The sequence below is a fragment of the Neoalteromonas flava genome, from assembly GCF_002807685.1.
Taxonomy (GTDB): Bacteria; Pseudomonadota; Gammaproteobacteria; order Enterobacterales; family Alteromonadaceae; genus Alteromonas_E; species Alteromonas_E flava.
The window spans coordinates 55,433-73,067 of sequence record NZ_PEAX01000003.1; the positions used below are offsets into that span (position 1 = coordinate 55,433).

Genomic DNA, 17,635 nt, shown 5'->3' on the forward strand with positions numbered 1-17,635 from the left:
CCATTACTTTTGCTGCTCCTGTTGTTTCATGGCTTTGCGATATTCGCTGGTGCGCGGCATTATGCCCAGCATATCGCCAGATTCGAGATCAGCGGCACCTTCTTCACTCAGCGTATGCACCAGCAACTTCCCGTTTTCCATCGATACACTTGATGTTCCGGGTGTCAGGGTTATGGCGTTGGCGTAGAGTACTTTGCTTAAATCGTCATCAAAGGGCATTTCAAGTTCAATAAAACGTGATTGGACGGGTTTAACTCCGATAATCCGCAACGTTACATCGATATTCGATAAGATAACTCGTTTGAAAAGCTTGAAGAGAAAGACAACAAAGTCGACTGTTACGAATAAAGTAAATCGGTCTTTATCAACTTCGTCCATACGGCTGGTTAACCAAACGACAAAGAGCACAGAAAACGCACCAAAGGTTAACATCAGAGGATGGTAATAGCCGGACAGCAATAACCAAAGTAACGCCAGAATAATCGCCAGTCGAAATGCGTATTTCACCCTATCTCCTTACTTCAGCATTGTAAGTAAAATGTTAATGGCTGATTATTTTTACCACAGAAATTAATAATATTGCAGTCTTTGATCTGATTTTTAATGATAATAACAACGAAAATACTGATGGATAATTATTTGATTTATCTTTAAATCCTCGTTTCCCATGCTTTGGTAGGGCGACCTCGCTGAATTTATTTGGCATAATTCATTGTCGATAAATGAATAGTCTTTTTTAATGCCAAGTATCGCTAAAATATTTTCACCGGACGGTCTATTAGCCCAGACCATTGATGGCTTTTTACCACGTGAGTCGCAAACTGAAATGGCTCTTGCTGTTAGCACCGCATTGAAACAGCGCGAGTCTTTGATTGTGGAGGCGGGGACAGGAACCGGAAAAACCTTTGCTTATTTAGCTCCCGCACTGAGTGGTCAGCGCAAGATCATTATTTCGACGGGAACGAAAAATTTGCAAGAGCAGCTTTATCATCGTGATTTGCCCGTGATAAAGAAAGTCCTTAGTGGTGAAAGGCAAACCGCTTTATTGAAAGGCCGAGCTAACTATTTATGTATTCATCGACTGGCGCAAAATAATCGGGCTACCACCTTATTAGACGCTGAAACGCTGGAACAAATGACACACGTGCGCAAATGGTCGACAACCACGCGTAGCGGTGATGTTGGCGAGTTATCGACAATCCCCGAAGATGCCAAAGTGCTGCCACTAATTACCTCGACAGTGGATAATTGCGCTGGCAAAGATTGCCCCGAGTATGGTGATTGTTATTTGGTGAAAGCCCGTAAAAAAGCGATGGAAGCGGATATTGTGGTGGTTAATCATCACTTGTTTTTCGCTGATATGGCGCTTAAAGATACCGGCTTTGGTGAGCTGATCCCTGATGTCGACGCGGTGATTTTTGATGAGGCCCATCAGATCCCTGAAATTGCCAGTGAATACTTTGGCGAAGCATTATCTAGTCGCCAATTGATGGATATGTGCCGCGATATCAACACCCTGTACAGAACAGTCTTGAAAGACGCTCAACAGCTCGATAAAGCGGCGGAGAAATGTCGCCAACTGTTGATGGATTTTCGATTATTGTTGGGTGAGGCGTCGCAGCGGGGAGATTGGCGCAAAAGATTGCATGATGATGTGATTTTCACCGGCATTAGTCGAGTTCAAGATGCACTAGGCGTATTACAGGAAGTCATGAAATTACACATTGGGCGAGACAAAGACTTGGATACGTTTTATGAACGCTTGAATCAAGCACGCGAGCGCTTGGAGCGTTTACTAGACACGGAAAAATCGGGTGTAAGTTTGTGGTTTGAAACCACACCTCGTCATTTCATTCTGCATTTAACGCCATTATCCATTGCCGCAAAGTTTCGCACATTTATTGAAAATTCTGACAAAGCCTGGGTCTTTACCTCGGCAACATTAATGGTTGATGGTGGGTTTCAACATTTCCAAGCACGCATGGGGTTGGAAACCGCACAAACCTTGCTATTAGACAGCCCATTTGATTATCAAAAGCAGTCTATGCTGTGTGTGCCGCGTTATCTACCTGAGCCGAATCATCCGCAGCGCAATCAACGGTTAACTGACATTGCATTGGATATTATCACGGCCAGCGGTGGGCGTTGTTTCTTGTTGTTTACTAGTCATGCCACGTTACGCGCTGTCGCTGAATCGTTGGAGGGGTTAACGGAAAAGACCTTATTAGTCCAAGGTGCGACCTCAAAACGAGAATTACTGCAGCGGTACGTTGAGGAAAAAGATACGGTATTACTGGGAACAGGAGCGTTTTGGGAAGGTGTCGATGTGCGCGGTGACGATTTGATCTGCGTAATGATTGATAAATTGCCTTTTGCTGCACCTGACGACCCATTGTTGCAGGCGCGTAGCGAAGATTGTAAACGCCGCGGTGGTAATCCTTTTGCCCAAATATCGATACCACAGGCTGTTATTGCGCTGAAACAAGGCGCTGGTCGTTTGATCCGAGATGCGCGTGACAAAGGGGTGTTGGTGATTTGTGATCATCGTCTGGTGACCAAAGACTATGGTAAAATTTTTATCAGCAGTTTACCGCCCATGTTGCGTAGTCGAGATTGGGATAAAACCCTTGAATTTTTAGCCTCAGTTCGAGCTGAGCAATCCACTACGAAAAGTCAATTAGCCGCAGAAGTGAATTAAAATGGCAGTCAACCCGAGAACTATCCTTACCATTGATACAGCAACCGAGGCATGCTCTGTGGCATTGCAGGTCGGAACCGACGTGTTTGCTCGCTTTGAAATCTGTCCACAGCAGCACAGCCAACGCATTCTTCCCATGGTTAAAGACGTCTGCACTGAAGCAAAGATTGCGCTGCAGCAGGTGGATACCATTGGCTTTGGGCAGGGTCCCGGGAGTTTCACTGGGGTTAGGATTGCCATGGCTACCGTGCAAGGACTGGCGTTTGCTTTGGAGACGCCGGTTGTGGGTGTATCTACCTTGGCTGCGATGGCTTATGAAAGCTTATCGCTACAAAATATTGATGGCGCCTGTGCCTATGTCGCCATCGATGCACGCATGAATGAAGTGTATTTTGCTGCGTATCAATGGCAGCAAGGAGCGATGTACCCTTGTCATAAAGAAGAAGTGTTGGCTCCGCACATAGCGGCAGAGAGGGTAACTCGCATGGTTGCAGAAAATACACTATCACCAGCAACCGCTGCTGGGACAGGGTGGGATGCATATGCCGAGTTAACAGCTTTGTATGAGCACACGGTAAAAGTGCCCTCAATAACGCTACCAAACGCTAAGTTTATGTTGCCCTTTGTCGCGAATGCTGTCGAGCAAGGACAAGCATGTTCTATAATGGATGTTGAAGCGGTTTATTTGCGTGACACTGTAACGTGGAAAAAATTACCAGGTAGGGAGTAATTGGAACAATTCTTGTTTTATTGTTGAGTTGTTCATCATAAAACTGTCATTAGGGTTAGTCTTTGGATATTGAGTCTTCAATCGTTGCTGCGCAAAACGCATTGGTGGTTAACACGCCTGCGCGTCAACCTGAGCGAGAGGCTGAATCGCGTGCGCAACAGCAACAGCGCACTCAAACCGAATTGCCCGCCCAGCAAACAGTCATTAGACAAGCATCTGCTGAAGCCTATCAACGGGCTGATCAATATCGAAAAGATACCCGTGCTGGCTATGATAATCCGCCCTTACCGGTACAATCAGCGCTAGACGCTTATCAAAGTTTGGAGCGAGAATCGCGACGTGAAGAAGTTCGAGGGCTGTTGGGTATCGATTTATACGCATAGCCGGCAATTTATTGCCGTGCCCGCCCAGTCTTTGCCGTAAAAGCTATGCGGTGCGGCAAGTTTTTGCCGCGCCATGCCTCGGGTATCTACACTCAATCGTTATCTATTTCTTGGAGTTAGAAGTGGCGGATCCTAAATTACACCCGGTAACATTCGAGTTGCCACACATCACATTGGCTGGATTGAGTAATGGTAGGCAAGGCAAACCAGTGCTATTGGCTCTGCATGGATGGTTGGATAACGCGAATAGTTTTGTTCCAATGGTTTCCTATTTCAACGACTTTCACTTTATCGCCATTGACTGGCCCGGGCATGGACATTCGCAGCATCGGCCCTTAGGAAGTGAATACAACCAATTAGACTATATCGACGATTTGTATCAATTGCTGGTATCTCAGGAATGGCCAAGTGTCACCTTGGTTGGTCATAGTATGGGAGGGATCCTGGCAAGTATATTCGCAGCTGTTTTCCCTGAGCGCGTTCGCGCGGTTATTTCAATAGATGCATGTGGTCCTCTGCACTCACAACAAACGCTTGCCAGCATAAAAACCGGTATTGAACAGCGCAGCAAACGTAGAACCAGAGCTTCTAGGCCAGCACCCATTCCTTTTAGTTACGCCGTAAATCAGCGTAGCGCACACAGCGACTTGGACAAAGCGCAAATTCAATTGCTCTTGCAGCGTTCGGTTAGTTTTATTGAAGCCGCCAACATTGAAACCGAGGGACTCATTGAGTGGCGCACTGACAGGCGATTACGCAATCAATCATTGCTGCGCTTAACAGAGCGGCAAGCGCGCGAACTTGTGACAGCTATCAAGTGCCCGGTTTTGTTACTGCTTGCGAAAGAAGGCTTGGTCTATGGGGATAAAACGCGTTCAGAGCAGCTGCATTGGTTTAATACTGCAACTTACCGAGAAGTTGACGGTGGGCATCATTGCCATATGCAACATCCTGAGCACATCAGTCGGGAAATTACCGAATTTTTGTCGACAAATGCTGCGTAAATGTAAATTACTTCATCGCATAGATTTAACTTTGTGTTAACTTTGACTACCATGTGTAAAGAGCCATTGTATATGCCTACTGCGACAAAGGCTTGAAACTAATAATCAAGAAAACTAAAAGCTGGAATAACCATGGAAAAAATTTGGCTGCAGCACTATGACCCTCGCATAGCGCCTGAAATCGATCCTGATGTTTACTCGTCATTGGTTGATGTATTTGAGCAATCTGTTGAAAAGTATCGCGATAAAACTGCCTATATCAATATGGGGCACTCGACGACGTTCGCTGAAATTGATCAGCAGTCAAAACAGTTTGCTGCATACCTGCAAAATTCAGGTCTAAAGCGTGGTGACTCTGTAGCCATCATGATGCCGAATTTACTCCAATACCCGGTCGCTATATTTGGAGTTCTGCGTGCTGGGATGGTGGTGGTTAATGTCAACCCACTTTACACCCCACGTGAACTGCAACATCAGCTGACTGATGCCAATGTAAAAACGATTGTGATTGTTGAAAATTTCGCGACTACATTGCAGCAAGTTATTAAAAATACCCCTGTTGAAAATGTACTTCTGACATCTGTCGGAGATATGTTACCGGCACCTAAGCGCTGGATCGTCAATTTTGCCATCAAACATGTCAAAAAGCTCATCCCTGCTTACGATCTACCCGGTGCACAGCGTTTTACCCAAGCATTAAAGCAAGGCGCGTCACAAAGCTATACGCGACCAGATATTAAAAATACTGAAATTGCTTTCTTGCAATATACTGGCGGTACTACGGGCGTATCCAAAGGCGGCATGCTAACCCATCGAAATATGGTAGCCAACTTAGAGCAAATCTCCGGGCTACTCTCCACCGCAATAACGCCGGGTGAGGACTTAGTGGTTACTGCATTACCGCTGTATCATATCTTCGCATTGCAAGGTAGCTGCTTACTATTCATGAAATTTGGCTGTCCTAATTTATTGATCACCAATCCGCGCGACATGCCAGCGTTTGTCAATGAGCTCAGTAAATACCCATTTGCGGTGTTGCCTGGAGTTAACACGTTGTTTAATGGCTTGTTGAATACACCAGGGTTTAGTGAACTTGATTTTAGTCACTTTAAGTTTGGTCTAGGCGGCGGCATGGCGGTGCAACGCCCCGTGGCTGAAAAATGGCACAAAGTGACTAAAACGGTGTTATTGGAAGGGTATGGCCTTACCGAGTGTTCACCGGTAGTAACTGTTAATCCGCCGCAACTTGAAGAGTACAAGGGCAGTATCGGTATGCCTGTACCGTCGACGGACATTAAATTGGTTGATGAGGATGGCAATGAGGTAGCGCCAGGTGAAGTCGGCGAAATGTGGGTGAAAGGACCGCAGGTCATGCTGGGCTACCTGAATCGTCCGGAAGCAACGGCCGAAATCATAAAAGACGGCTGGCTCGCCACCGGTGATATTGCGCGGATGGATGAAGAGGGTTATTTCTATATTGTCGACCGCAAAAAAGATATGATCCTGGTTTCTGGCTTTAACGTCTTCCCAAATGAAATTGAAGAAGTGGCAGCTATGCATGACATGGTGTTAGAGGCTGCCGCAGTGGGTGTGCCACATGAAGTTTCCGGTGAAGTGGTTAAGCTCTTCGTCGTGAAAAAAGATGAGCAGTTAACTGAAACCATGGTGATTGAACATTGTCGAACACACCTGACAGGGTACAAAGTACCTAAGCACGTGGTATTTAAAGAGGATTTACCAAAAACCAATGTGGGTAAAATTTTACGTCGAGAGTTACGCGATTAAAGGATATACAGGATGTCGATAGCTGAACTCTCCAGCTATCGGCTTATCACCGATCAGGCCTCATTTTCTTCGCTTTGCCAACAATTGTCTCAGTGCTCGGCTATCGCTATCGATACTGAGTTCGTGCGCACCCGTACGCTATTGCCGCAAATGGGCTTGATCCAGATAAACGATGGTAATCACACCTTCTTAATTGATCCGTTACCGCTTCATGATTTAGCTCCCCTTGCTGATGTTTTGACTAATCCGAGCGTAGTAAAAGTGCTGCATGCGTGCTCTGAAGACCTTGAGGTGTTTATCAGTCATTTAGGTGTTGCACCAACTCCAGTGTTTGATACTCAGTTTGCTGCAAACTTGTTGAATTTAGGGCCCACCTTAGGGTATTCCAAGTTAGTGGAGTTAGAATGTAGCGTGGTGTTGGATAAAGGAGAGTCAAGAACGGATTGGTTAGCCCGCCCGTTGTCGGATAAACAGCTCGTATATGCGGCCAATGATGTGGTTTACTTGTATCAGATATATCAGCAATTACGACCGCGCATCGACGCCCAAAACTGGCTGAATATCGTATATAGCGAGATTGCGATACTCGCAGCCAAAAAGGCCAGCCAAGTGCCACCGGATTTCGCCTACTTGTTTTTCGGTAATGCATGGAAACTTAATGCAACTCAGCGCTATGTTTTAAAACGTCTGGCCGCGTGGCGCTTAACTTTGGCGCGCAAGCAGGATATAGCCATCAATTTTATTGTTAAAGAGCAACATCTCATTGCAATTGCCATGCGTCTGCCGCAGTCTAAAAATGAATTGCACGCTATGAAAACCCTCCTGCCACAAGAGATCAGGCGCCATGGCGATACATTAGTGCGGTTAGTGAGCGATGCATTGTCGGAGTGGCGAGACGACAACGAAAGTGTGCAGGTGGCTAAAGTCATTCGCTTGAATGACCTAGGAAAATATAAAAAACAGCTAGCAGAGTTAAAAAAATTGTGTCGGACAGTTGCCGAGCAGACAGGTATTGATGAAGCTATCATTGCCTCGAAAAAGCAGCTCAATCAACTACTAAAATGGTGGTGGTTTGACATCGATGAAACCGCAGTGCAGGGGCTGCAACCCGATTTACTATCAGGCTGGCGTAAACCTTTGTTTCAAGACAAGTTACTTGCACTGCTAGGGCAACCGGTTAGAGAGATAGTATGACTGTACCCGCATTATTATGCAGCGTGTATAAAACACGTAAAAAGGCTGGGATGTATTTGTATATCCCGAATGTAGACGATTTTAGTCAAGTGCCAGACGCTTTGATGGACATGTTTGGCGTCCCGCTGCTCGTTATGCATATTCCAGCACACAGTGAAAAGCGTTTACACGCGGTCAGTCGAGAAGACCTGTTGGAAGCGTTCGAGCGTGATGGCTTCTATTTACAAATGCCGCCAAAGCAAGAAAATTGGTTGGCGGAGCATCGAGTGGAGTTAGGTTTAACGCCACAACCACCGCACGATAAAAAGTAATCATAACAATGAAAAACTATTTATTCTCACTCTCTATGGTTGCTCTTTTCTGGAGCTTAATCGCACCAATAAGTGTCTCTCACGGTAACGAAAATAAAGCATTCACTGATTACGTACTAGGCTTGAAGCAAGAGGCGGTCGAGCGTGGTTTTACGCCTGAACTATTAGATCCTGCCTTTGCCACGATTGCACTGCGCGAAAAGGTTATCCGCAGCGACCGCAATCAGCCAGAACGTAAGATTACTTTGACTGAATACTTAAAAACACGTGTCCCGGACTGGAAAGTCAAGCAAGCTGTAGATTTGTTACAAGAACACCATGACATATTAACCCAAGTTGAGCAGAAGTTTGGGGTGCAAAAACGCTTTATTGTTGCGTTATGGGGTAATGAAAGTAACTTTGGTAAGATCCAAGGTAAAGTACCTGTGTTGGCAGCATTGGCTACACTGGCATTTGAAGGGCGTCGAGAAGCGTTATTTCGGAAGCAGTTTTTCGCTGCTTTAGATATTTTACAACAGGGTCATGTGCCGCTAGAACGGTTCACCGGATCTTGGGCTGGCGCTATGGGACAGAGTCAATTTTTGCCCAGTTCGTTTTTAACCTACGCGGTGGATTTTGATGGGGATGGTAAAACGGATATTTGGTCTTCTTATGCCGATGTTTTTGCGTCTATCGCAAACTACTTAGCCAAAGAAGGTTGGCGTGACGATCAAACTTGGGGACGACAAGTGACCCTACTGGACCCTGAACTATCAAAACTAGCAAGTTTGAGCCTCAGCGAACGCAAATCATTGGCGCAATGGCAGACGCTGGGAGTCAGGCGGTTTAATGGGGAAAGCTTGCCAAAAGCAGATGTTTTGGCGAACCTTATCATGCCTGATGGCCCCACAGGGCGGGCTTACTTAGTCTACAACAATTTTCAGACGCTCATGAAATGGAACCGCTCGAGTTACTTTGGCGTTTCTGTAGCTTATTTATCAGAACGCATCCAAAAGGGGGGGTAATGAGCTATCAACATCATTGGTATTCTGATCATTGCCCGATTTTGTCATTGCCAGTGGGCAAGGTTGTCTGTGTGGGGCGCAATTATGTGGCGCATGCAAAGGAGTTAGGTAACCCCGTACCAGATGCGCCCGTCTTGTTCATGAAACCATCAACATCAATCCAATTCATTGATGATACATTTTGCTTGTGCGAGCGTCAGGAAGCGTATCATTATGAAACAGAGATTGCGGTTTTAATCGGTCAGTCGCTGACCAACGCGTCCCCTACACAAGTGCAAAATGCCGTTGTTGGGATTGGTTTGGCATTGGATTTAACTTTGCGGGCTACACAAAACCAGTTAAAAAGTGCCCAACAGCCTTGGGAGCGGGCGAAAGGATTTGATGGCGCGTGTCCAATTACACCATTTCTCGCGGCTAGCCAGTTTTCCGACTGGGAGAATATTACGTTTCAATTAGCCATTAATGAGAAGCCTGTGCAGGACGGAAATAGTGCCGATATGTTGTTTCCCATCGCGACGTTATTGGGTGAAATCAGTCAAAATTTCACCTTATTGCCAGGCGATGTAGTGCTAACTGGCACACCAGCTGGTGTCGGTGAATTGCATGATCAAGATAAACTCAGATTGTCCTTAGGCGATAAACTTACGGTTACAACGCGGTGCTGTATTGGGGCACAGGAAAATAGCAATGTCTGAAACTGAGAATAAGCCTTTTTGGGAAGAGAAGTCGCTAGCAGAGATGTCACAGGTCGAGTGGGAATCGATTTGCGACGGCTGCGCAAAGTGTTGCTTACATAAGTTTATCGATGATCAGAACCAAGAGTTGTCAGTCTATGAAGTTGATGGCAGTGAGACACTGCATGACGGTGAACAGGTGCATTTTACCAACATTGTCTGTGAACTGTTGAATACCAAAACTTGTAGTTGCTCAGACTATGCTAACCGGACCGTCCGTGTGCCAGATTGCGTAAAGCTGACTAAAGATAATCTGGACAAAATTTATTACATGCCGCCGAGTTGTTCCTATCGGCGTCTGCATGAAGGCAGAGGACTACCCAGTTGGCATCCGCTATTGAATCGCGGCAAGAAAACCGCGATGCATAAAGCCGGCATGTCGGTGCGTGGGAAAACCGTATGCGAATCGGATGTAAACCTCGATGCGTTTGAAGATTACATCGCGCTATGGCCGCTTGAAGATATCGATTGAGCGAGCCCCGATAACAACTAATAATAAACTACTGTAGAAGCCAAAAATAACCATCATCCATTGCGCCATACCAAAACCAGCGAATTGCCAGGAATTGTCCAAACAGTCACCGGGTGCAGCAAATATAGCTGGCAACCATTCATGTAGCGGCAACCAACTCGGGAAGTTAGGAACTATGTCGCAGGTAGCAAAAAATGGATTTGCAGCGGTTAGAATATCAACATGTTCATAGGCAATTAAAAAGCCCCAGACCGCACTGATGCCCCAAATGATATACCCAACCAAACGGGTTAATGGGGTGTTTAGCAACAACGGAATAAGCGCTGCAAATAAGATCCCAAACATTGCAGTTCGTTGGTAAATACACTTTATGCAGGGTTCAAGCCCCTGACCATGTTGAAAGTAAAGCGCAGTAAGCTCGAACCCCAATGCAGAAACGAACAATAATGCCCAGCTAGAGCGTTGCTTTGACCAATCGCTTAACAATCTCACCATACCTGCGACATCCTATTAATGGCTACTGTCTGAAATTCCGCCTGGCATTTCAGTGTGGTGGTTAATCCAATGCATATCATAAAGATAATCGGTCGCTCCGGCTAGACCATAATAGGTCGCCAATAGCCCAACAATCGTTAACACAATAGTGTAAGGCAGAGCCATGTACACCATTTTGCCGTACGACAAACGTAGCAGCGGAGCGATAGCCGACGTCAATAGGAACAGAAACGCAGCTTGGCCGTTTGGCGTAGCCACGCTGGGGAGGTTGGTACCAGTATTAATAGCAACTGCCAATAAATCGAACTGATCACGCGTAATTTCACCATTCTGCAGTGCGGTCGCTACTTCGGTTATATAAACCGAGCCAACAAATACATTATCACTGACCATTGATAAAACCCCGTTTGCAAGATAGAACATGACCAATTGGTTGGTTCCGTCAAAGGTAAGAACCCAATGAATAACAGGTTGGAACAGACCCTGATCAATAATAACAGCGACTACACCGAAGAATACACATAGTAGTGCTGTAAATGGCAATGCCTCTTCAAAAGCTTTGCCTAACGCATGCTCCTCGATTACACCACTACTTGAGGTTGCTAGAACAATAACACTCAAACCGATAAGTCCAACAGCCGCCAGATGCAATGCCAGACCAACCACAAGCCAAATACCAATTAATGCTTGTACCAACAACTTCGCTTTATCACGAGGGGTGCGCTGCGAATCCATGTGTTTGTCATAGTCGACCAGAATATTGCGCACAACGATTGGCATCTGCGCGCCGTAACTAAACCATTTTAATTTCTCTAGCATCGCGGCTGTCAATAATCCAGCGATAAAGACTGGGATTGTGATCGGAGACATGCGAATGAAAAACTCGACAAAACCCCAAGAGGCTTTGTCTGCAATAATCAAGTTCTGTGGCTCGCCGACCATAGTCATTACACCACCCAATGCAGTACCGACCGCTGAATGCATCATTAAGTTACGCAGGAAAGCACGAAAGTCATCAAGGTCATTCGCTCCGGGTTGTTCATTCACACCGTCGTCCGACGTATGGTCATGATCGTGATGGAAGTCTTTACCTGACGCGACTTTGTGATAAATCGTATAAAAACCAAGGCCAACGGCAATAATCACGGCGACGACTGTCAACGCATCTAGAAACGCAGATAAGAAAGCAGAAGCTGCGATAAAAGAGAGCGAAAGTATGGTTTTATTAGTGACTTTGATGACTAACTTAGTAAATAAAAACAACAGGAGGTCTTTCATGAAGTAGATACCGGCAACCATGAAAACCAGCAACAATATCACTTCAATGTTTAACGCGATTTCATGCATCATATGCTCAGGCGAGGTGAGCCCGATAAACAGCGCTTGGATCAGCAGTAATCCGCCAGGCTGAAGAGGGTAACATTTCAACGCCATGGCTAAAGTGAAAATAAACTCAGCAATGAGTGCCCATCCAGCGATATATGGGCTCCATATAAACAACAACGGATTAAGCAACAAAAATGCGATGATTGTTTGCTTGTACCAATCTGGCGCATGACCCAGAAAATTGCGGTAAATCGCTGTTGTCAGTGAAATTTGCATAGGAATTCCTTAAACGCTAACACGTTAAAGTGTCAGAAAATTCTGATGTTTTTATCATCATAAACCTGATCAATGGCGAATTGAATATGAATTATGTGTTCAGAGTAATTTAGTTCCTTGCTGATGCTTCAGAAGGCAAATCGGCATAGAGTTGACTGAGGAGGATATACAACGCGTTAATGTGCGCGGCGTGTATTTGCTGAATATGGCGCAAATATAAGTAAAATCAGTCAGATATAAATCGATTAAGTGATATACTTACGCGCGGTTCCTCTCGCAGACAAAGATTATGTTATTTATTTGTTTACGTTAGGCTGGAATACTGCCAATATTGACTGGTACAATCAGTTAAAAATAAAAACAATTCACAGGTGCGTCGTACATGATTTATAAGGCACAAAGCCCCGCAGGCTTCGCAGAAGAATACATCGTAGAATCCATTTGGAGTGGTCGCTTTGCGCCGGGCACTATTTTGCCTGCAGAACGTGAATTGTCAGAGTTAATTGGTGTTACACGAACAACACTTCGTGAGGTCTTACAGCGTTTAGCACGTGATGGATGGTTGACTATTCAGCACGGTAAGCCAACGCGCGTGAATAATTTTTGGGAAACCTGCGGGTTGAACATTCTTGAAACTCTGGCGCGCTTGGACCAAGAGGGTATATCGGACCTAATCGACAATCTACTTGCTGCACGCACTAACTTAAGTGCGGTATTTATTCGCGGTGCACTGCGAAACAATCCTGAGAAATCCATTGAGATTATCAGTCGCTACACCAGTATTGCAGAAGATGGTCCGGAATTTGCGAATTTTGATTATCAGATGAATCACGATTTGGCATTGGCGTCAGGCAATCCAGTGTTTGTGTTAATGATGAATGGTTTTCGCAACATGTATGCCCGCATCGGTGGTTATTTCTTCTCACATCAAAAAGCCCGTGACGTTGCAAAGCAGTTTTACCAGAACTTGCTTACGGCGGCTGAGAACGGGGATTTTGAGAGCGTGCCAAATTTATTGCGCAAGTACGGGATTGAAAGTGGCAAAGTTTGGAGCGAAGTACGCGACGCGATGCCATCTGATCTTGTTGACTAAAGTAAATTCATAATAAAAACAACGGCATAGCATTATATCTTGATGGTTTACAAGAAAATAGTGCGAGTTAGTATGCAGTTTCTAATTGTTATTTGTAATCTACACCGGAATTAATTAATCGGTCACTGGAGAGCAACATGACTAAAACAGATCAAATCAAAGCTAAATTCAACGAAGCTGAAGAATTCGCACGTAAAATCTGGTTGGCAGGTTTAGGCGCATACGGTAAGAGCATCGACGAAGCACAAGGTCGTTACGAGCAATTAAGCACTGAAACTCAGAAAGTTTTTGAAGAGTTAGTGGTTAAAGGCGAAGCCCTTGAGCAAGACGCGAAAGGTAAATTTAAGCAAACAACTTCTGAAGTAGAAGGTCGCGTAGCTGACGTTCGTAAGAAGTTAGGTTTGGACAATGACAACGCGGATCAGAAAATCGAAGAGCTTTCTGCCAAGATTGACGCATTGACTGAAGCTGTAGCAAAACTAGCTGCCGCTAAATAAGTCTTAAAAACGCACTCTTCGGAGTGCGTTTTGCCTTGTAGCGTCTACACTTCTAATGGTTCACAGCCAAAAATCTAAAAACAGGCAGGAGTTCGTATGTCTTCTAACACAAAGAATCCGTTCGTTAGTTTTGTAAATGCATATTGTGGATTGGTCGCAAGCCAATTGAGTGATATGTCGGCTGAATTTGATAAGGCTGTGACTAAATCTAACGATTTATTCAATGAATTAGCAAGTCGCGGAGAAGCGGTTGAGGCTGATTTAAAAAAATCGATGCCACGGAGCGATAAAATGAACCAATCGATGAAAAACTGGTTTGATGCTTTCAGTTTTGGCAGTGCCAAGCGTGATAAGCAGCTCAATGAGTTATCAAAGAAAGTTGACGACTTGATTGAGCAAGTTGCTTTGCTAGCAGAGCGCAAGGCAAGAGAAGCTAGTGCAGCAGCGAAAGCACCTGCACCTAAAAAGCCTGCAACTCGCAAAGCGCCAGCTAAGACTGCGGCAAAAACTACGTCTGCAAAAACAACAGCCGCCAAGCCTGCTGCATCGACAGCGAGTAAGCCTGCGGCCAAAAAGCCAGCGGCCAAGAAAACTACCGCGCGCAAGCCTGCAGCTAAAAAGCCTGCGGCAAAAAGCACGCCTAAGTCAGGCGAATAAATAAAAAAGGAGCTTAAGCTCCTTTTTTATTTAAACCAGTCTTGCCCGTTTGACCGAGCAAACGCTTAAAGCTTTTCCCAGCGAGTGCTCCAGCTAGCAAGGTCGCGACTAGCGTCCCAAATTCTATCCTGTTTTGACTGCTCATTATGTCCTTCGGCTTCACGGGTACTGGTGAAGTAATAATTTTGTTGCATAGTCAGCGTGCGAGGCTCCTGCTCTAGCAGAGTGTCTTCAATACTCAACAGCGGAATAACTGTTGGTTCATGCATTTGCGTTGGATATAAGCCAAACACCAAATTTTTAGCATCTGCGGTAAAAAGCCCATAACCTTGCGGGAAGGCACCAACAATTCGATTAAATGCTTGTGCTAAGTGCTCGCTGACCACTCCTTTTTTAGCAAGTTGGTCAATCAACATACAGCCTTTGGGCACTTCTGAGCGCTGAAAATCCTGTTTAGTGGAAAATACAACAGAAGCATAAATTTGCGGAATTTTAAGCAGCTCCCCGATACCTGTTGCTGGTTTGTATGCATCTTTGACTAACTCTAAGAGTGTGGCATGGGCAAGCACTTGTGTTTCAGGTGTCGCGTATGCAGTGCCATAATCGACGCCTAACCCGCTAGTAACATAATCAATACTAAAGCGATAATTCATCTTCAGCAGTGAGGTACGTTCTTCATTGTCGAGTACGCGGAACGGATCTTTGGATTTGTCATTACCTCGCAGGAGTTTAATGGCGAGTGGGTGAAACAAACCTGCATCTTGAAACAATGCTGACGTGAGCGCTGGGATCGCGACTAAGGCAAACCATTTCTGGCGTTCAGCCTCAGTTCCATGAAAACGTATCTCGGGATCGCTAAAGGTCAACCAATTGGGCACTCTTAATAGCTGGTGCTCAATAACTTCATCAACGAGGCGTAATGTCAGGGCCATCTTGTAAGGGATTTTTAAACGTTGATGATAATTTTGTTGGTGTCCCTCATGCTGTTCCGATAATAACCAGAGAGAGGCAAGAAACTTCGCCGTTTTGTGTTGGCTTTGTTGTTTATTTTTACCTTCACACAAGTCATTTAGCGTCTGGCAGACCTTTCTTATCCGCTGTAGCCTCTGTTGTCTGCCTTTATCTGCTTGACCTTGTAATTCATCAAGTTGCGCGATCAGGCCATCCAGTTCTTGCTGCTGAAACTCTGCAAGTGAAGTGGTGTCTTGGAGTTCCGCGATTTTTACTTTTAATTCAAGTTGTTGCTTGGCGCGCCGGGCAGCGTTGATAAAATATTGTGAAACGTCGCCCATGATCGATGATGAGTCATCGGTGGCATGAGCGATCTCGTCGACAAGTGCCTGTACTTGCGTTAAGTAATCATCTTCAATAGCTGGCTTCATGCCGTTTTCGATTCCACCAACCTCAAGTTTTTACTTTTTGCCAGTACTCGTGCTTCACGCTCTTTCAGTTGTTTTAGGTAACGTCTGAGGGTTTGGCTTACACGAGTGCTACGCTCAATATAGTCCAATTGGGGCCAGGTCGCGCGTTCACCACTGCGGATAAGCTCTGCGATGCTTTCTACACTTGGGTTAGACCACAGATGTGCCAAGCTACGCACTCCTCGCTCGGGCAAAATATTGATATCACCAACGTATTGTTGATCGATAATTGAGCGGACCTTATGAATGGCTAATTTGGCTGCTTTATTACCTATCGCTGACTCCAAAATGTCAAAGGCATAGATGCTGTTTACTTTGGCTAAGTTGGTCACATGGCGCAGGGTTATTCCCAATGCAGAATTAGCATCTTTGCGGTTACGCGATAAAAATGGCACCGCTAATGGGTTAGTCTGGCTAACAATACTGTGATTGACACCATACAATCTGGCGAGACGCTCATAGGGTAAATCAGCCATTAGCGAACCATCGGCGAAACGTCGGTTCGGAATATACGGTACGATATCACCATTGGCCGCTTTAGCGCGCAACTGCACCGGGCTGAAAACAATGGGCACTGCACATGAAGCGCGCACTGCCTGCGTAATGATTGCGTTGGGTGATGTTTTCGCATTCAAAAGACGTGAAAATTGGTGTAAATCGGCAGCTGAAACCGTGATCGTAATATGCAGACCCGTGCGCTTAAAGGCCTCTTCAAAGGTCATTACATCAAATAATTCTATGAGCGCGTTTTCAAGTTTGGTTGAGTCGAATAAACTTTTGCCACGCACACCTTTAAAAATGCGCCAATCACGGAATTTATGATAAATAAACTCAGCATTTAGCACATCTAGTAACTCATCGTGAGTTCGTGTTCCCAACATCGCAGCAATAATGGAACCCGCGCTGGCCCCAGAGATAACGCCAGGCAATAAATCGCGTTCATTCAGTGATTTGACGACACCACAATGGAAAAAGCCTAAGCCAGCTCCGCCGCTTAACATTAAGCAGCTGCGTCCGAAGGCATGGGCGGTCTCTTCAAAAAAAGATAGCTTCTCGTAGAAGTCAATTTCTGCTTCATTTGCCGCATAAATATCATCCAGCGCTAAAACCACTTGCTCAATGAATTCTTGGATCAGTGTTTTGGTGCCAAGCTTGGATTGGTGCTGCAGCACCGGATTGGCAATATTTCCCAGGTTGCCGTGCAGCCCCTCATGCAGAATAGACATCAAACCGAGGATATCACCCTGACCTCGAGCCAGCTTAATGCGCTGCACACGCTTGCGGATCAAGCGGTAATCATAGTCACGGCAAGGATCTTTGGCTTTCCATTCATCCGCACCAGAGAGCTCGTCATGCGCAGCACAGGCTTCGCGATACTCTGCGTATGATTCTGCATGTTCAATGGCGTCTTCAAGCTGCGCCAAACGGTTATCAAACAAAGGCATACTGCACCTTTAAAGTTGATTATCTTGTTTGCAGTGTAAACAAAATGTTTAGAAACCACTACCCAATTTCTTAATACCCATGAATCTAAATAAATGCTTAAAAAACGCGT

General features: G+C 45.4%; 18 protein-coding genes. 13 read left to right on the forward strand and 5 right to left on the reverse strand.

Annotated elements, in window-relative coordinates; all coding sequences use genetic code 11:
• Positions 1 to 3: 3 nt before the first annotated feature.
• Positions 4 to 507 (reverse strand): Na+/H+ antiporter subunit E, encoded by a 504-nt coding sequence (locus CSH92_RS06330; protein ID WP_100656794.1) that lies wholly within the window; start codon positions 505 to 507, stop codon positions 4 to 6.
• 232 nt (positions 508 to 739) lie between these two features.
• Here CSH92_RS06330 and CSH92_RS06335 point away from each other — a divergent pair, with 232 nt between their 5' ends.
• The 10 genes from CSH92_RS06335 to CSH92_RS06380 all read left to right on the forward strand — a co-directional run bounded on the left by CSH92_RS06335 (position 740) and on the right by CSH92_RS06380 (position 10,315).
• Entirely contained in the window at positions 740 to 2,698 is a 1,959-nt protein-coding gene (locus CSH92_RS06335) for a DNA repair helicase YoaA (protein ID WP_100656795.1), read from the forward strand.
• A 1-nt stretch (position 2,699) separates the two neighbouring features.
• Positions 2,700 to 3,428, forward strand: coding sequence for a tRNA (adenosine(37)-N6)-threonylcarbamoyltransferase complex dimerization subunit type 1 TsaB (gene tsaB, locus CSH92_RS06340; protein ID WP_100656796.1), 729 nt, complete (start codon positions 2,700 to 2,702; stop codon positions 3,426 to 3,428).
• Positions 3,429 to 3,490: 62 nt separating this feature from the next.
• Positions 3,491 to 3,811: a hypothetical protein gene (locus tag CSH92_RS06345; RefSeq protein ID WP_100656797.1), complete on the forward strand. Its 321-nt coding sequence runs from the start codon at positions 3,491 to 3,493 to the stop codon at positions 3,809 to 3,811.
• Positions 3,812 to 3,933: 122 nt separating this feature from the next.
• Positions 3,934 to 4,815: an alpha/beta fold hydrolase gene (locus CSH92_RS06350; protein ID WP_164084669.1), complete on the forward strand. Its 882-nt coding sequence runs from the start codon at positions 3,934 to 3,936 to the stop codon at positions 4,813 to 4,815.
• A gap of 132 nt (positions 4,816 to 4,947) precedes the next feature.
• A complete protein-coding gene (gene fadD / locus CSH92_RS06355) occupies positions 4,948 to 6,600 on the forward strand; it encodes a long-chain-fatty-acid--CoA ligase FadD (protein ID WP_100656799.1) in 1,653 nt (550 codons plus the stop codon).
• Positions 6,601 to 6,612: 12 nt separating this feature from the next.
• On the forward strand, positions 6,613 to 7,794 hold the full coding sequence (rnd, locus tag CSH92_RS06360) for a ribonuclease D (RefSeq protein ID WP_100656800.1): 1,182 nt from the start codon (positions 6,613 to 6,615) through the stop codon (positions 7,792 to 7,794).
• Positions 7,791 to 8,105, forward strand: a complete 315-nt coding sequence (locus CSH92_RS06365; protein WP_100656801.1) for a YcgL domain-containing protein — start codon at positions 7,791 to 7,793, stop codon at positions 8,103 to 8,105. Before rnd ends, CSH92_RS06365 begins: the two co-directional genes overlap by 4 nt.
• A gap of 8 nt (positions 8,106 to 8,113) precedes the next feature.
• Complete coding sequence (locus tag CSH92_RS06370; RefSeq protein ID WP_100656802.1) at positions 8,114 to 9,109, forward strand: lytic murein transglycosylase; 996 nt, start codon at positions 8,114 to 8,116, stop codon at positions 9,107 to 9,109.
• Positions 9,109 to 9,804: a fumarylacetoacetate hydrolase family protein gene (locus CSH92_RS06375; protein ID WP_100656803.1), complete on the forward strand. Its 696-nt coding sequence runs from the start codon at positions 9,109 to 9,111 to the stop codon at positions 9,802 to 9,804. Before CSH92_RS06370 ends, CSH92_RS06375 begins: the two co-directional genes overlap by 1 nt.
• Positions 9,797 to 10,315 carry a YcgN family cysteine cluster protein gene (locus CSH92_RS06380; protein ID WP_100656804.1) on the forward strand — a complete coding sequence of 173 codons (519 nt, stop codon included), beginning with the start codon at positions 9,797 to 9,799 and terminating at the stop codon, positions 10,313 to 10,315. Before CSH92_RS06375 ends, CSH92_RS06380 begins: the two co-directional genes overlap by 8 nt.
• On the opposite strand, the gene dsbB is transcribed toward CSH92_RS06380, so the two are convergent.
• Both dsbB and nhaB read right to left on the reverse strand, forming a co-directional pair.
• Positions 10,289 to 10,810 carry a disulfide bond formation protein DsbB gene (gene dsbB / locus CSH92_RS06385; protein WP_100656805.1) on the reverse strand — a complete coding sequence of 174 codons (522 nt, stop codon included), beginning with the start codon at positions 10,808 to 10,810 and terminating at the stop codon, positions 10,289 to 10,291. The genes CSH92_RS06380 and dsbB overlap by 27 nt on opposite strands.
• A 15-nt stretch (positions 10,811 to 10,825) precedes the next feature.
• A complete protein-coding gene (nhaB, locus tag CSH92_RS06390; RefSeq protein ID WP_100656806.1) occupies positions 10,826 to 12,412 on the reverse strand; it encodes a sodium/proton antiporter NhaB in 1,587 nt (528 codons plus the stop codon).
• Between the two features lie 382 nt (positions 12,413 to 12,794).
• Between nhaB and fadR the strand changes: the two genes are divergently transcribed.
• The 3 genes from fadR (at position 12,795) to CSH92_RS17160 (ending at position 14,659) form a co-directional block, all read left to right on the forward strand.
• On the forward strand, positions 12,795 to 13,505 hold the full coding sequence (fadR, locus tag CSH92_RS06395) for a fatty acid metabolism transcriptional regulator FadR (RefSeq protein WP_100656807.1): 711 nt from the start codon (positions 12,795 to 12,797) through the stop codon (positions 13,503 to 13,505).
• 137 nt (positions 13,506 to 13,642) lie between these two features.
• Positions 13,643 to 14,002 (forward strand): phasin-related domain-containing protein, encoded by a 360-nt coding sequence (locus tag CSH92_RS06400; RefSeq protein ID WP_100656808.1) that lies wholly within the window; start codon positions 13,643 to 13,645, stop codon positions 14,000 to 14,002.
• Positions 14,003 to 14,098: 96 nt separating this feature from the next.
• Positions 14,099 to 14,659, forward strand: a complete 561-nt coding sequence (locus CSH92_RS17160) for a hypothetical protein (RefSeq protein WP_205662132.1) — start codon at positions 14,099 to 14,101, stop codon at positions 14,657 to 14,659.
• Between the two features lie 65 nt (positions 14,660 to 14,724).
• On the opposite strand, the gene CSH92_RS06410 is transcribed toward CSH92_RS17160, so the two are convergent.
• Positions 14,725 to 16,041: a hypothetical protein gene (locus tag CSH92_RS06410; RefSeq protein WP_100656809.1), complete on the reverse strand. Its 1,317-nt coding sequence runs from the start codon at positions 16,039 to 16,041 to the stop codon at positions 14,725 to 14,727.
• Positions 16,038 to 17,525 carry a DUF3336 domain-containing protein gene (locus tag CSH92_RS06415; RefSeq protein WP_100656810.1) on the reverse strand — a complete coding sequence of 496 codons (1,488 nt, stop codon included), beginning with the start codon at positions 17,523 to 17,525 and terminating at the stop codon, positions 16,038 to 16,040. Before CSH92_RS06415 ends, CSH92_RS06410 begins: the two co-directional genes overlap by 4 nt.
• Positions 17,526 to 17,635: the final 110 nt, after the last annotated feature.